At 61.8% G+C, this 13858-nt stretch carries 15 protein-coding genes; 6 read left to right on the top strand and 9 right to left on the bottom strand.

The window, feature by feature from the left end; translation table 11 throughout:
* Positions 1-59: 59 nt before the first annotated feature.
* The 9 genes from hycI to hycA all read right to left on the bottom strand — a co-directional run bounded on the left by hycI (position 60) and on the right by hycA (position 7839).
* Positions 60-515, bottom strand: a complete 456-nt coding sequence (hycI, locus tag BFV67_RS17315; protein ID WP_069598727.1) for a hydrogenase maturation peptidase HycI — start codon at positions 513-515, stop codon at positions 60-62.
* On the bottom strand, positions 508-918 hold the full coding sequence (locus tag BFV67_RS17320; protein ID WP_023294422.1) for a formate hydrogenlyase maturation HycH family protein: 411 nt from the start codon (positions 916-918) through the stop codon (positions 508-510). The genes hycI and BFV67_RS17320 overlap by 8 nt, the downstream gene beginning before the upstream one ends.
* Complete coding sequence (locus BFV67_RS17325) at positions 915-1682, bottom strand: NADH-quinone oxidoreductase subunit B family protein (RefSeq protein ID WP_069598728.1); 768 nt, start codon at positions 1680-1682, stop codon at positions 915-917. Before BFV67_RS17325 ends, BFV67_RS17320 begins: the two co-directional genes overlap by 4 nt.
* The gene (locus tag BFV67_RS17330) at positions 1682-2224 is read right to left on the bottom strand and encodes a formate hydrogenlyase complex iron-sulfur subunit (protein ID WP_008499573.1); all 543 of its coding nucleotides are present in this window, start codon (positions 2222-2224) and stop codon (positions 1682-1684) included. Before BFV67_RS17330 ends, BFV67_RS17325 begins: the two co-directional genes overlap by 1 nt.
* A gap of 9 nt (positions 2225-2233) precedes the next feature.
* Positions 2234-3943: a formate hydrogenlyase subunit HycE gene (gene hycE / locus BFV67_RS17335; RefSeq protein WP_025912384.1), complete on the bottom strand. Its 1710-nt coding sequence runs from the start codon at positions 3941-3943 to the stop codon at positions 2234-2236.
* A gap of 15 nt (positions 3944-3958) precedes the next feature.
* A complete protein-coding gene (locus BFV67_RS17340; RefSeq protein WP_023294425.1) occupies positions 3959-4882 on the bottom strand; it encodes a respiratory chain complex I subunit 1 family protein in 924 nt (307 codons plus the stop codon).
* 1 nt (position 4883) lies between these two features.
* Positions 4884-6698, bottom strand: coding sequence for a formate hydrogenlyase subunit 3 (hycC, locus tag BFV67_RS17345; protein ID WP_063436626.1), 1815 nt, complete (start codon positions 6696-6698; stop codon positions 4884-4886).
* Positions 6695-7303, bottom strand: a complete 609-nt coding sequence (locus BFV67_RS17350; protein ID WP_023294427.1) for a 4Fe-4S dicluster domain-containing protein — start codon at positions 7301-7303, stop codon at positions 6695-6697. Before BFV67_RS17350 ends, hycC begins: the two co-directional genes overlap by 4 nt.
* A gap of 71 nt (positions 7304-7374) precedes the next feature.
* A complete protein-coding gene (gene hycA, locus BFV67_RS17355) occupies positions 7375-7839 on the bottom strand; it encodes a formate hydrogenlyase regulator HycA (RefSeq protein ID WP_008499579.1) in 465 nt (154 codons plus the stop codon).
* Between the two features lie 210 nt (positions 7840-8049).
* Here hycA and hypA point away from each other — a divergent pair, with 210 nt between their 5' ends.
* The 6 genes from hypA to flhA all read left to right on the top strand — a co-directional run bounded on the left by hypA (position 8050) and on the right by flhA (position 13798).
* Positions 8050-8400 (top strand): hydrogenase maturation nickel metallochaperone HypA, encoded by a 351-nt coding sequence (hypA, locus tag BFV67_RS17360; RefSeq protein WP_008499580.1) that lies wholly within the window; start codon positions 8050-8052, stop codon positions 8398-8400.
* A gap of 3 nt (positions 8401-8403) precedes the next feature.
* The gene (gene hypB, locus BFV67_RS17365) at positions 8404-9267 is read left to right on the top strand and encodes a hydrogenase nickel incorporation protein HypB (protein WP_039265545.1); all 864 of its coding nucleotides are present in this window, start codon (positions 8404-8406) and stop codon (positions 9265-9267) included.
* Positions 9258-9530 carry a HypC/HybG/HupF family hydrogenase formation chaperone gene (locus BFV67_RS17370; RefSeq protein WP_008499582.1) on the top strand — a complete coding sequence of 91 codons (273 nt, stop codon included), beginning with the start codon at positions 9258-9260 and terminating at the stop codon, positions 9528-9530. The genes hypB and BFV67_RS17370 overlap by 10 nt, the downstream gene beginning before the upstream one ends.
* A 2-nt stretch (positions 9531-9532) precedes the next feature.
* Positions 9533-10654: a hydrogenase formation protein HypD gene (gene hypD / locus BFV67_RS17375; protein ID WP_063418087.1), complete on the top strand. Its 1122-nt coding sequence runs from the start codon at positions 9533-9535 to the stop codon at positions 10652-10654.
* The gene (hypE, locus tag BFV67_RS17380) at positions 10651-11661 is read left to right on the top strand and encodes a hydrogenase expression/formation protein HypE (protein ID WP_045418277.1); all 1011 of its coding nucleotides are present in this window, start codon (positions 10651-10653) and stop codon (positions 11659-11661) included. Before hypD ends, hypE begins: the two co-directional genes overlap by 4 nt.
* A 64-nt stretch (positions 11662-11725) precedes the next feature.
* A complete protein-coding gene (gene flhA / locus BFV67_RS17385; RefSeq protein ID WP_069598729.1) occupies positions 11726-13798 on the top strand; it encodes a formate hydrogenlyase transcriptional activator FlhA in 2073 nt (690 codons plus the stop codon).
* Positions 13799-13858 lie beyond the last annotated feature (60 nt).

Genomic DNA, 13858 nt, shown 5'->3' on the forward strand with positions numbered 1-13858 from the left:
TCGCCTTACCCGGCCTACAAAACCGTAGGCACGGTAAGCGTAGCGCCACCGGGCGCTGCTCAGAGCTGAGAAAACCCTCCGTTCCCAACCCATCCCGCTAGCCGTGAATACACCATCTCCACCGCCTCTTTCACCGGCGGCGTCATCGGGTAATAAAACCCGACAATATCCGGCTGAATGCCCAAAAACAGCACCTCGCCCACGTCACCTTTGATCTGATCCACGAGGTAGTTCAGCGGCATATTGTGGGTGGTCATCATAAACATCTCGGCGATATCGTCCGGGTCAATCAGGCGGATCTCGCCGGGGTTGAGCCCCATATCGGTGGCATCGACGATTAACAGCCTGTCCGGGCGCAGCTCGCGGATGGCCACCACGTCGTTTTCCGGCGCGCTGCCGCCGTCAATCACCACCCAGTCGCCCTGCGGGTTGGCGGCACACATCTCTGCGAGCAGCGGACCCGCGCCGTCATCGCCCATCATGCTGTTGCCGACACACAGTAAAACGTCAGTCACGTAATCTCCTCACCATCAGGTAGATGGCGCTCTCCTGATGAATATCATGCAGCATGCCGAGCAGCGTTTTGCTCCACGCCTGCTGCTCCGGGGTTTGTCTGCCCAGCGCCGCGTCAAAGGCGTTTGCGAGCATGGCAATGTGGTTCGCATCGATCACGATCTCACCGTACTTCGGCACGCCTTCCATTTTGCGCCGCGCCGTACTGCCCTCCTCCAGCGTGGCAATCCACGCCAGGTATTCCGGCCAGGGGCAGCTCAGCGCGGCCTCCAGGCAGTCAATCACCCCGAGGTGATGCCCAATCGCCAGGCTGTAATAGACCACCTGCTGCGCCGCATCCGGCGTGGCATCGTTCTCATCAATAAACTTACGGCTCAGCTGGCTGAACACCACCGTTTCACTCATCGGATACGCGCCTCATCGACGATGCTGTTCAGGTTCGCCACAATCTCATTGAGGCGCGGATCGTTTTCCGCCTCCAGCCAGCGTGCGACCTGGTGGTCACCCTGGCTCAGCAGGCGCAGATAGTCATCGGCAATCTGGCGCCCGTAGCGGTACCCCGCCAGCCTGCGCGCCGTGCGGTCAACCTTCACCCGCAGCGGCTGCACCATGTCCGGGTGCAGAATGGCGGCCGGCTGGTTGTCGAGTTCGCCCGGCTCGCGGGCGTGGATTTTCTGCTCCAGCAGGCCGAGCGCCATCGCGAAGCCGTACAGCGTGGAGGCGGGCGTCGGCGGGCAGCCCGGGATGTAGACGTCCACCGGCACGATTTTGTCGGTGCCGCCCCAGACGCAGTAGAGGTCATGGAAGATGCCGCCGCTGTTGCCGCAGGCGCCGTACGAGATGCAGATTTTCGGGTCCGGCGCGGACTGCCAGGCGCGCAGCGCGGGCGAGCGCATGGCGCGGGTGACGGCCCCGGTGAACAGCAGGATGTCCGCATGACGCGGGGACGGCACCACCTTGATGCCGAAGCGCTCCGCGTCAAACAGCGGCGACAGCGTAGCGAAGATCTCAATCTCGCAGCCGTTGCAGCCGCCGCAGTCCACGCGGTAGACGTAGGCCGAGCGTTTGATTTTTTTCAGCAGCGACGCCTTCATGCTGGCGATGGATTCATCCACCGTCATCGGCACCGGAATGCCGTTTGCGTCGCGCGGGCCCAGTAGGTTTTCCATCAGCTGGCCTCTCTCATGTGGCGGGTGATATCAATGCGGTCGGACGGCAGCAGGCACTTCTGTCGCTTGCACGCCGGACAGGTTTCGAAGCTTTCGCGGTGGTGTTCCGCGCGCGCGTCGCCGTTGTGCTGCAGCAGCGCGATGGCGTAATCGATCTCTTTTTGCACGGCGAACGGGCGCTGGCAGACCCGGCAGTGGCACAGGTCAAAGCGCGACTGCTGCAGGAAATCCTCTTTCTTCCACACCGCCAGCTCGTACTCCTGCGACAGGCGAATGGCGACCGTCGGGCAGACTTCCTCGCAGCGGCCGCAGAAGATGCAGCGTCCAAGGTTAAACTGCCAGGCCAGCTCGCCGGTTTTGAGATCCGTTTCCACCGTTAAGGCGTTCGACGGGCAGGCGTTGACGCAGGCCGCGCAGCCGATGCACTGCTGCGGGTTGTGCTCCGGCTTGCCGCGAAAGTTTTTGTCGACCGGCATCGGCTCCAGCGGATAGCGGCTGGTCTGCGTGCCGGTTTTGATCACTTTTTTGATAAAGGTAAACATGACGAATCCTTATTTCAGCGGCGAGTTCTTACGCTCGATGCTGTAGCGCTCAAGCTCTTTGTACGGCACCACCTGGCTTTTCTTCTTGCGCACGTCCACAACGGTCATGCGGTCGGTGCAGGAGTAGCACGGGTCGAGGCTGCCGATGATCAGCGGCGCGTCGGAGACCGTGTTGCCGCGCAGCATATAGCGCAGGGTTGGCCAGTTGGCGTAGGTCGCCGCACGGCAGCGCCAGCGGTAGAGCTTCTGGTTGTCGCCGGTCATGCTCCAGTGGATGTCGTCCCCGCGCGGCGCTTCGGCAAAGCCGAGGGCAAAGCGGTTTGGAATGTAGGTGAAGCCCTCCACCATCAGCGGGCCGCCCGGCAGGTTGTCCAGACCAAAGTCGATCATGTTCAGCGCGGTGAACACCTCGTTGATGCGCACCTTCAGGCGGGAAATGACGTCGCAGCCCTGCTCGCTGTGCACGGTCATCGGCAGCAGGCCGTAGCCGACGAACGGGTGATCGGCGCGGGTGTCGCGGGCGTGGCCGCTGGCGCGCACCATCGGGCCGACGTTGCTGAAGTCGCGGGCGATTTCCGGGTCAAGACGGCCGATGCCCACGGTGCGCTGCTCGATGTTGGGCGTGCTGAGCAGCATATCCACCAGCTCCTGCACGTCGCGGCGCATCTGCTGCGCCAGCTGGCGGGTCTGGATCATGTCGTTTTTCAGCAGGTCGCGGCGGATCCCGCCGATCAGGTTCAGGCCGTAGGTTTTGCGCGCCCCGGTGAGGATCTCCGCCATCTTCATCGACGCTTCGCGCACGCGGAAGAACTGCATAAACCCGGAGTCAAAGCCGACGAAGTGGCAGGCCAGGCCGAGGTTCAGCAGGTGCGAGTGCAGGCGCTCCACCTCCAGCAGGATGGCGCGGATCATCTGCGCGCGTTCCGGCACCACGATCCCCATGCCGTTCTCTACCGAGGTGGTGTAGGCGGTGCTGTGGGCGAAGCCGCAGATGCCGCACACGCGGTCAGAAAGAAACGTCACTTCGTTGTAGCCCATGCGGGTCTCCGCCAGTTTTTCCATGCCGCGGTGGACGTAGAACAGGCGGTAGTCGGCGTCGATAATGTTTTCGCCGTCAACGAACAGGCGGAAGTGGCCCGGCTCGTCAGAGGTGACGTGCAGCGGGCCGATCGGCACCACGTTATTCTTCTTGCTGCCCAGCTCGTTGATGAACTCGTAGGTTTCGCTGTCGGTGGTCGGCGCCGGGCGCTGGCGGTAGTCCATGCTGTCCTTACGCAGCGGATAGAGTTCGTCAGGCCAGTCGTCCGGCAGCACCAGACGGCGCTCGTCCGGCAGGCCAACCGGCACCAGGCCATACATATCGCGCACTTCACGCTCGCCCCAGACGGCGGCGGGCACGCGCGGCGTGACGGACGGGTATTCCGGTTTATTCGGGTCGACCTCGACGCGCACGGTGATCCAGCACTTCTCGCCCTGCTCCATCGACATCACGTAGTACACCGCGTAACTGCCGCACAGCTGGCGCTCGTCGTTACCGAACAGCACCGACAGCCAGCCGCCCTGCTGGTAGTAGAGAAACTCCACCACTTCCGGCAGATAGTTCACCTTAATGGTGACGGTGATCTGGTCTTTGGTTTGCCAGGACTCCTCCAGCACCACGCCCGGGAAAGCCTGATGCAACGCGGCGAGATACTGCTGACCTTTCTTTTCTTCAGACATAAATACTCTCTTTAATCACGCCACCAGCAAGGAGACGAACGCTAAAAATGCAAAACCAAACCCGGCCCAGGTGATGCGGGACGTTTCCACAAAACGCAGGCGCGCCATACTGTTTTCGAACAGGGCAATCACCAGCACGCCGACCAGCAGCTTGAGGGCGGCAACCACGACGGCCAGCAGCAGTCCACCCGCGGAGAAGTGCGTCATCTGCCCCCACGGGAAGAAGACGCCAACAAACATCTGCAGCACCACCAGCTGTTTGAGGCTGATGCCCCACTTCAGCACCGCAAAGCCGTAGCCGCTGTATTCGGTGAGCGGCCCTTCCTGCAGCTCCTGCTCGGCTTCGGCCAGATCGAACGGCAGCTTGCCCATCTCGATAAACGTGGCGAACGCGCAGGCGCACAGCGCCAGCACCAGCGGAAGGGAGCGGGCAACTGGCCAGTGATAAACGGTGTCGGTGATAAAGCTGATGTGCGTGGAACCCGCAACCTGCGCGGCGACCCACAGCCCCAGCAGCAGGATCGGCTCAACCAGCACGCCGAGCATCGCCTCGCGGCTGGCACCGATGCCGGTAAACGGGCTACCGGTGTCCAGGCCCGCAATCGCAAAGAAGAAGCGGGCGATGGCGAAGAGGTAGATAAGCGTAATCAGATCGCCAAGCACGGGCAGCGGCGAAGCCACCGTCACCACCGGCAGCGCGGTGGCGACGGTGAGCATCACGCCCACCATCACAAACGGCGTCAGGCGGAAGACCCAGCCTGCGGCATCCGGGGCCACGCTCTGGCGAGAAAGCAGCTTGAAGAGATCGCGGTACTCCTGCAGTACGCCAGGCCCACGACGGTTGTGCATCCGGGCACGCGCCACGCGCGTGATGCCCGACAGCAGCGGCGCGGCGGCGAACAGCACCAGCGCCTGAAGAATTGCCAGTAACAGACTCATGTCAGGCTCCTCGTGAAATCACAATCACTACCAGCACCGCCAGCTCGATCAACGCCAGACGGCGGAACAGCGCGGGCGCGGCAGCGTTCTGCCAGCCGGGTACCCAGCCCACCGGGTTCAGCCAGTGGCGCAGCTTCAGCACGGCGGCGAAGTTCTCTTTCACCGGCATAGCAAAACCGTGGGCGGTGATGACCATCGACTGTTCGTGTTCATAACCGCAGGCCCACGCGGCACCGCGCGAGCGGGAGGTGAGCCGGTCGCGTTTGAAGAACAGCATCAGCACGAACGGCAGCAGCGGCGCGGCAATCAGCAGCAGTGCAATCATCGGCTGGGAAACGACGGTGTGCGCCGTCTCAAGCGGCAGCGGAATGGCGTGGCCCAGCAGCGGCAGCAGCCACGGCGCGGCAACCCCGCCCGCAATGCAGCACAGCGCCAGCGCGACCACGCTCACCCCCATCAACAACGGTGCGCAGCAGGCGTTTTCCGCTTCGCGGGTGCGCGGCGCGCCGAGGAAGGTCACGCCATAGACTTTCGCCATGCACATCACGGCCAGCGCCCCGGTAATCGCCAGCCCGACCGCCAGCAGCGGCCCCAGCAGGCGGGCGATAAACGCCTCGCTCTGACCGAGGGCGAAGAAGGACTGATAGATCACCCACTCCCCGGCAAAGCCGTTCAGCGGCGGCAGCGCGGCCATCGCCATCAGCCCGACCAGCATCGCCAGCGAAATCACCGGCATTTTTTTGCCAATCCCACCGAGCTTTTCGATATCCCGATGGCCGGTGCGGAACCAGACGCTGCCCGCCCCGAGGAACAGGGTGCTTTTAAACAGGCTGTGGTTGATCAGGTGATACAGACCGCCGATAAAGCCGGCGGCAATCAGCGCCGGTTGATTCAGCGCCAGCCCGGTCACGCCCGCGCCCATGCCGAGCAGGATGATGCCGATATTCTCCAGCGTGTGGTACGCCAGAAGACGCTGGATATTGTGCTCCATCAGCGCGTAGAGGCCGCCGATGAAGGCGGTGATCATGCCCGCAATCAGCAGCACCACGCCCCACCACAGCGGCGGCTGGCCGCCGGTCAGCGTCATCGCCAGAATCCCGAACAGACCGACCTTCATCACCACCACAGAAAACAGCGCGGCAGCGGGCGCGGAGGCATTCGCATGCGCCTGCGGCACCCAGCCGTGCAGCGGGATAATCCCGGCCAGCAGGCCAAAGCCGATCACGCCCAGCAGCCAGACGTCATTGCCCAGCGGATGCCCGTTAAGCGCAGCGAACTCCAGCGTGCCGAAACGCTGCCACACCCGCCAGCAGGCCAGCGCCAGCAGCAGCGTCCCGAGGCGTCCCAGCGCAAACCACACTTTCCCGGAGGCGCTGCAGCCGGTCAGGAACACGCCGCACAGCGCCATGATCTCCGCCATCACCACCAGCGCGCCGAGGTTGCTGGCGATCACGGTGCAGACCGCCGTCGCCATCAGCAGGTTCACCAGCAGGCCGTTGGCTTTGGCGTGCGGATGGCGGTGCCAGTCGATATTGAACAGGCTGATAAACAGCCCGCACAGGCCAAAGGTCACCAGCCAGATGGCGTTCAGCGGCGTAATCGCAACGGTGTGGCGAATCAGCGGCATCACGGCCTCTGCGGACTGCCCGCCGAGCAGGACAACCCCACCCGCCGCCAGCGTCATCAGGCTGCCGACCGCCCCGCCGATCCCGGCGATCCAGCCGCTCAGGGTTTTATGGAATGACAGAAGCCACGCCAGCACGGCGGCAGCGGCAAAGTACGCCACGGCGCTGGTAATCATCGTAATCGCGTTCATTTCACCCCCTCGTTGAGCGCCTGCAGAAGCGAAAGATCGCCGACGTCGGTATTAATGGTCAGCTCGCGCTTGCGCTTGCTGGTGCGGGCGATGTCGCGAATGTTCACCAGAATCAGCGCTTTGGTTGGACAGGTGCGCACGCAGGCCGGGCCCTGTTCATCGAAGCTGCACAGGTCGCACTTCACCGCCACGGCGCGGATGCCGGGCACCCAGTCCAGCAGCGTGCTGACGCGTGCAGGCGCCGGAGGCGCGGGCGGGGCTTTAGGCGAGTTGGCATTGGCCGGAATATGCAGCGGGCGGCTGCCGGAGAATTCAATCGCACCGAACGGGCAGGCAATGCCGCACAGCTTGCAGCTTACGCACAGGCTTTCGTTCAGCTGGACTGCGCCATCCACGCGGGTGATGGCGTTCACGGGACAGACACCCGCGCAGGGGGCATCTTCACAGTGATGGCAGAGCTGCGGGGCAGACTCTTTTTCATTACGCATGACGTGCAGGCGCGGCATGGACTGTAGCCCATGCAGGCGATGCGTTTCCGAACACGCCGCCTCACAGGTTCGACAGCCAATACAGACCGTCGAGTCAGCAATTACAAAACGGTTCACCGGGTTATCCTCTGGTGATAGTCATTTTTGACGAAAAACTGTCTTGTCGACACTTCTCGACACACGGGGGGTCAGGCCACGTTCGCTGAGGTATTTCCGTCCATCAGCTGCTTCAGGTTGACCGGGAGATCGTGTTCAACGGCGGTGTACAGGCCGTTATAAACCGGGGCGATTTTTTCCAGATAGTGCTCCAGTACCTGCTGGCGATCGCGGTTGCTGACGTGGCCGTCCACCATGCCGTCAGCCATCAGCTGCGCCTTTGCAATACACTGTTTTTCACCGTCTTTTGTCTCGAGGTAGTACTCGATGGTGTGGCTGTTGAAGTTATCCGCCAGGGTGACATTGATGATGAAATGGCCGAAGAGGACAAAGCGCATATCGCCCTGCGCCGCACAGCTCATCGCGTGGTGAAGACGCGCTTTCGACAAGGTAATGCCCTGAACCAGAGAGTTGCAGTAAAGGTGCCACTGGTCCTGTAACTGCTGATGACGCTGCGCGATGTATTCCGCTTTTTCGCTGATTTCCCAAATAGTCATAAAAGGTATCCGTTTAATGGAGATAGCGGCTGTTAAGCAGATTCCATGCCAGTTTTTATGCTTATGATTTTCAATGGATTTAATTAAAAATTCGCTGTCAATATCGCGGTGTCGACGTGTCATTTCGACAGCGGTGACATCGACACGCCTTAACAAAAATCAAGCTGGCACTGTTATTGCATTACCGGGGCAATTCATTGAGGAGGCGTCATGCACGAAATCACCCTCTGCCAGCGGGCTCTGGAACTTATCGAACAGCAGGCTGTGCAAAACCACGCGAAACGCGTCACCGGCGTCTGGCTGAAGGTCGGGGCGTTTTCCTGCGTCGAGACCAGCGCCCTGACCTTCTGTTTTGAGCTGGTGTGCCGCGGCACGCTGGCGGAAGGCTGCGAACTGCATATTGAGGAGCAGCAGGCGGAGTGCTGGTGCGAACAGTGTCAGCAATACGTCACCCTGCTCTCATCAAAGGTACAGCGCTGTCCGCAGTGTCAGAGCACCGGGCTGCGCATCGTGGCGGATGACGGCATGCAGATCCAACGCCTCGAAATCGAGAAGGAGTAAAGTATGTGTAGTACCTGCGGTTGCGCCGAAGGCAACCTGTATATAGAAGGGGATGAGCACCGCCCCCACTCCGCGTTTCGCTCCGCGCCCTTTTCCCCTGCCCCGCGCCCTGCGGCAGCCCTGACCGGCATTACCTTTGCGCCGCAGCGTTCCGACGCGGGCGACCTGCATTACGGCCACGGCGAAGCGGGTACCCACGCGCCGGGCATGAGCCAGCGCCAGATGCTGGACGTGGAAATCAACGTGCTGGACAAAAATAACCAGATCGCCGCCCGCAACCGCGCCCGCTTTGCCACCCGCAAACAGCTGGCGCTGAACCTGGTCTCCAGCCCCGGATCCGGTAAAACCACGCTGCTGACCGAAACGCTCAAACGCCTCAACGGGCGCGTCTCCTGCGCGGTGATCGAGGGCGACCAGCAAACGGTAAACGACGCGGCGCGCATCCGCGAAACCGGCACCCCGGCAATTCAGGTTAACACCGGCAAAGGCTGCCACCTGGATGCGCAGATGATTGCCGACGCCGCCCCGCGCCTGCCGCTGGCGGATAACGGCATCCTGTTTATTGAAAACGTCGGCAACCTGGTCTGCCCGGCGAGCTTCGATCTGGGTGAACGACACAAGGTGGCGGTGCTTTCGGTGACCGAGGGCGAAGACAAGCCGCTGAAATACCCCCACATGTTCGCCGCGGCATCCCTGATGCTGCTGAACAAAGTCGACCTGCTGCCGTACCTGAATTTCGACGTGGATAAGTGCCTGGCGTATGCCCGCGAAGTGAACCCGGAGATTGAGATCATGATGGTCTCCGCCACGCGCGGCGACGGCATGGACGGCTGGTTACGCTGGCTGGAGAACGAACGATGTGCATAGGCGTACCGGGACAAATCCATTCCCTCAACGGTAATCAGGCCAAAGTCGAGGTCTGCGGCATCCTGCGCGACGTCGACCTGACGCTGGTGGGCAGCACCGATGAAACGGGCGCGTCGCGTCTCGGCCAGTGGGTGCTGGTCCACGTGGGGTTTGCCATGAGCGTGATTAACGAAGCGGAAGCCCGCGACACGCTGGATGCGTTGCAAAACATGTTCGACGTGGAGCCGGACGTCGGCGCGCTGCTGTACGGCGAGGAGCGGTAATCATGCGTTACGTTGATGAATACCGCGCGCCGGAGCAGGTGCTGCAGCTTATCGGACACCTCAAAACGCGCGCGGCGCGGCTGGACTACACCAAAGAAAGGCCGCTGCGGATCATGGAGGTGTGCGGCGGGCACACGCACGCGATCTTCAAATTTGGCCTCGACCAGCTGCTGCCGGAGAACATTGAGTTTATCCACGGCCCCGGCTGCCCGGTCTGCGTGCTGCCAATGGGACGCATCGACAGCTGTATCGAGATTGCCAGCCAGCCCGACGTCATATTCTGCACCTTTGGCGACGCGATGCGCGTGCCGGGGAAAAACGGCTCGCTGCTGCAGGCGAAAGCGCGCGGGGCCGACATCCGGATCGTCTATTCGCCGATGGATGCCCTGACGCTGGCAGCGGATAACCCCGCGCGCAAGGTGGTATTTTTTGGCCTGGGGTTTGAAACCACCATGCCCGCGACGGCCATCACGCTGCAGCAGGCGAAAGCGCGCGGCGTCGATAACTTTTTCTTCTTCTGCCAGCACATTACGCTTATCCCCACCCTGCGCAGCCTGCTGGAAGCGCCAGGCAACGGCATTGACGCCTTTCTGGCACCGGGCCACGTCAGCATGGTGATTGGCACAGACGCCTACGGTTTTATCGCTGAACAGTACAATCGTCCGTTAGTGGTGGCTGGTTTCGAACCACTTGATCTACTGCAAGGTGTCACCATGCTGGTTGAGCAGAAAATAGCGGCCCTGAGCGCGGTTGAAAACCAGTACCGCCGCGTGGTACCGGATGCCGGCAATGAACGGGCTCAGCGTGCCATTGCGGAGGTGTTCAGCGTCGAAGGCGACAGCGAGTGGCGAGGACTGGGGCTGATTGCCGAATCCGGCGTGCGCCTGACGCCAGCCTATCGCGCGTTCGACGCCGAAGCGCATTTCCGCCCGCAGCCGCAGCAGGTTTGCGACGATCCCCGGGCCCGCTGTGGCGAGGTGCTCACCGGCAAATGCAAACCGCATCAGTGTCCGTTGTTTGGCAATACCTGTAACCCGCAAACGGCGTTTGGCGCGCTGATGGTCTCCTCCGAAGGGGCATGCGCCGCGTGGTATCAATATCGCAACCAGGAGTGTGAAGCATGAACACGGTGGAAATGGCGCACGGAAGCGGTGGACAGGCGATGCAGCAGCTGATTAACCGGCTGTTCATGGAGGCCTTTAACAACCCCTGGCTCGACGAGCAGGAAGACCAGGCGCGCATTGACCTCGCCACCCTTACCGCCCAAGGTGACCGGCTGGCCTTCTCCACCGACAGCTATGTCATCGATCCGCTGTTCTTTCCCGGCGGCGATATCGGCAAGCTCGCCGTCTGCGGCACGGCCAACGACGTGGCCGTCAGCGGCGCCATTCCCCGCTACCTCTCCTGCGGATTCATCCTCGAAGAGGGTCTGCCGATGGAGACGCTCACGGCGGTGGTGAACAGCATGGCACACACCGCGCGCGAGGCGGGTATCGCTATCGTCACCGGGGACACCAAAGTGGTCCAGCGCGGTGCGGCCGATAAGCTGTTTATCAACACCGCCGGAATGGGGGCTATCCCCGCCAACATTCACTGGGGCGCACAGCGGCTTAGCGCGGGCGACGTGCTGCTGGTAACCGGCACGCTGGGCTGCCACGGAGCGACTATCCTTAACCTGCGCGAAGGCTTAGGGCTGGACGGTGAACTGCGCAGCGACTGCGCGGTGCTCACCCCGCTGATTCAGACGCTGTGTGCTATTCCCGGCGTGAAGGCCTTGCGTGATGCCACCCGTGGCGGGGTGAATGCGGTGGTTCACGAATTCGCCGCAAGCAGCGGGTGCGGAATTGAACTGACCGAGCGTGGCCTGCCTGTAAAAGCTGCCGTGCGCGGGCTGTGCGAACTATTGGGACTTGACCCACTGAACTTTGCTAACGAAGGCAAGCTGGTGATCGGCGTGGAACGCGCGGCGGCGGAAGCCGTTCTTGCAGAGCTGCGCGCGCATCCATTAGGGAAAGAGGCCGCCATCATTGGCGAAGTGGTTGAGCGCAAGGGGGTGCGCCTGACCGGACTTTACGGCGTGAAGCGCACGCTGGACCTGCCGCACGCGGAACCGTTACCCCGAATTTGCTAGAGCCGCGCCATAAGCGGTCAGCACTGAATGTCTCTTTTTTGCCAGTTTCTATTGGAAAGCAATAATGCCGTATACACCGATGAGCGATCTTGGACAGCAGGGCCTGTTTGATATCACGCGCACACTTTTACAGCAGCCCGATCTCGGCGCGCTGAGCGATGCCCTGACGCGGCTGGTCAGGCAATCAGCGCTGGCCGACAGCGCGGCGATTGTACTGTGGCATAGCGGAACGCACCGCGCGAGCTACTATTCAACGCGCGATAATGGCAAAACGTTTGAGTACGAAGACGAAACGTATCTCGCGCATGGCCCGGTGCGCCGTATTCTCTCCCGTCCGGAAGCGCTGCACTGCAACTTTGAGGAGTTCCGCACGGCGTGGCCGCGGCTCGCGGAGAGCAACCTCTACCAGCCGTTCGGCCACTACAGCATGCTGCCGCTGGCGGCGGAGGGCCATATTTTTGGTGGCTGCGAGTTTATTCGCACGACCGACCAGCCCTGGAGCGAGGCGGAATACGAGCGTCTGCACACCTTTACCCAGATTGTGGCCGTCGTCGCGGAGCAGATCCAAAGCCGCGTGACCAATAACGTGGATTACGACCTGCTGAGCCGCGAGCGCGACAACTTCCGCATTCTGGTTGCCATCACCAACGCCGTGCTGTCGCGCCTTGATATGGACGAGCTGGTCAGCGAAGTGTCGAAAGAGATCCACCACTATTTCAAAATCGATGCCATCAGTATCGCGCTGCGCGGCCATCGCAAGGGCAAGCTGAACATCTACTCCACGCATTATCTGGATGAAGCCAACCCGGCGCACGAGCAGAGCGAAGTGGACGAAGCGGGCACCCTGTCTGAGCGGGTGTTTAAGAGCAAAGAGATCCTGCTGCTCAACCTGAGCGAGCAGGACCCGGTGGCACCGTACGAGCGGATGCTGTTTAACACCTGGGGCAACAAGATACAGACCCTGTGCCTGCTTCCCCTGATGTCCGGCAACACCATGCTGGGGGTGCTGAAGCTGGCGCAGTGTGATGAAGCCGTGTTTACCACCGCCAACCTGAAGCTGCTGCGCCAGATCGCCGAGCGTATCTCCATCGCGCTGGATAACGCCCTCGCCTATCAGGAGATCCACCGCCTGAAAGAGCGGCTGGTGGATGAGAACCTGGCCCTGACCGAACAGCTCAACAACGTGGACAGCGAGTTTGGTGAAATCATCGGGCGCAGCGACGCCATGTACAGCGTGCTCAAGCAGGTTGAGATGGTGGCGCAAAGCGACAGCACGGTGCTGATCCTGGGCGAAACCGGTACGGGTAAAGAGCTGATTGCCCGGGCCATCCACAACCTGAGCAACCGCAACAGCCGTCGGATGGTGAAGATGAACTGCGCGGCGATGCCTGCAGGCCTGCTGGAAAGCGACCTGTTCGGCCACGAGCGCGGTGCATTCACCGGGGCCAGCAGCCAGCGGCTGGGCCGTTTTGAGCTGGCGGACAAGAGCTCGCTGTTTCTCGACGAAGTGGGCGATATGCCGCTGGAGCTACAGCCGAAACTGCTGCGTGTTCTGCAGGAGCAGGAGTTTGAACGTCTTGGCAGCAACAAGCTTATCCAGACTGACGTGCGGCTGATTGCCGCCACCAACCGCGACCTGAAAAAAATGGTCGCCGACCGCGAGTTTCGCAGCGATCTCTACTATCGCCTGAACGTCTTCCCGATCTTCCTGCCGCCGCTGCGCGAGCGCCCGGAAGATATTCCCCTGCTGGTCAAAGCGTTTACCGCCAAGATCGCGCGTCGGATGGGGCGAAACATCGACAGCATTCCTGCCGAGACGTTACGTACCCTTTCATCGATGGAGTGGCCCGGCAACGTGCGCGAGCTGGAAAACGTCATCGAGCGTGCGGTGCTGCTGACGCGCGGCAATGTGCTGCAGCTCTCCCTGCCTGAAGTGACGCTGCCTGACGTGACCGTACCCGCCGCCGAGACGGCGAAAGAGGGAGAAGATGAATATCAGCTCATTATGCGCGTACTCAAAGAGACCAACGGCGTGGTCGCCGGGCCAAAAGGTGCCGCCCAGCGTTTAGGGTTAAAACGCACTACCCTGCTGTCGCGCATGAAGCGTCTCGGGCTCGACAAAGAGAGCCTGGTTTAAGCCCCAATCCGGCGGTGTTTTTCTGGCACCGCCTTTCGTTACCCTGCGCAATTGTCCCTC

Source organism: Enterobacter roggenkampii, from assembly GCF_001729805.1.
GTDB classification, from domain to species: domain Bacteria; phylum Pseudomonadota; class Gammaproteobacteria; order Enterobacterales; family Enterobacteriaceae; genus Enterobacter; species Enterobacter roggenkampii.

What these genes read in the sequence shown, in the direction of transcription:
- BFV67_RS17370 (WP_008499582.1), top strand. Translation starts at nt 9,258, where the DNA reads ATGTGCATAGGCGTACCGGGACAAATCCATTCCCTCAACGGTAATCAG.
- hypD (WP_063418087.1), top strand. Translation starts at nt 9,533, where the DNA reads ATGCGTTACGTTGATGAATACCGCGCGCCGGAGCAGGTGCTGCAGCTT.
- BFV67_RS17340 (WP_023294425.1), bottom strand. Translation starts at nt 4,882, where the DNA reads ATGAGTCTGTTACTGGCAATTCTTCAGGCGCTGGTGCTGTTCGCCGCC.
- hypE (WP_045418277.1), top strand. Translation starts at nt 10,651, where the DNA reads ATGAACACGGTGGAAATGGCGCACGGAAGCGGTGGACAGGCGATGCAG.
- hycA (WP_008499579.1), bottom strand. Translation starts at nt 7,839, where the DNA reads ATGACTATTTGGGAAATCAGCGAAAAAGCGGAATACATCGCGCAGCGT.
- flhA (WP_069598729.1), top strand. Translation starts at nt 11,726, where the DNA reads ATGCCGTATACACCGATGAGCGATCTTGGACAGCAGGGCCTGTTTGAT.
- BFV67_RS17320 (WP_023294422.1), bottom strand. Translation starts at nt 918, where the DNA reads ATGAGTGAAACGGTGGTGTTCAGCCAGCTGAGCCGTAAGTTTATTGAT.
- hycE (WP_025912384.1), bottom strand. Translation starts at nt 3,943, where the DNA reads ATGTCTGAAGAAAAGAAAGGTCAGCAGTATCTCGCCGCGTTGCATCAG.
- hypB (WP_039265545.1), top strand. Translation starts at nt 8,404, where the DNA reads ATGTGTAGTACCTGCGGTTGCGCCGAAGGCAACCTGTATATAGAAGGG.
- hypA (WP_008499580.1), top strand. Translation starts at nt 8,050, where the DNA reads ATGCACGAAATCACCCTCTGCCAGCGGGCTCTGGAACTTATCGAACAG.
- BFV67_RS17330 (WP_008499573.1), bottom strand. Translation starts at nt 2,224, where the DNA reads ATGTTTACCTTTATCAAAAAAGTGATCAAAACCGGCACGCAGACCAGC.
- hycC (WP_063436626.1), bottom strand. Translation starts at nt 6,698, where the DNA reads ATGAACGCGATTACGATGATTACCAGCGCCGTGGCGTACTTTGCCGCT.
- BFV67_RS17325 (WP_069598728.1), bottom strand. Translation starts at nt 1,682, where the DNA reads ATGGAAAACCTACTGGGCCCGCGCGACGCAAACGGCATTCCGGTGCCG.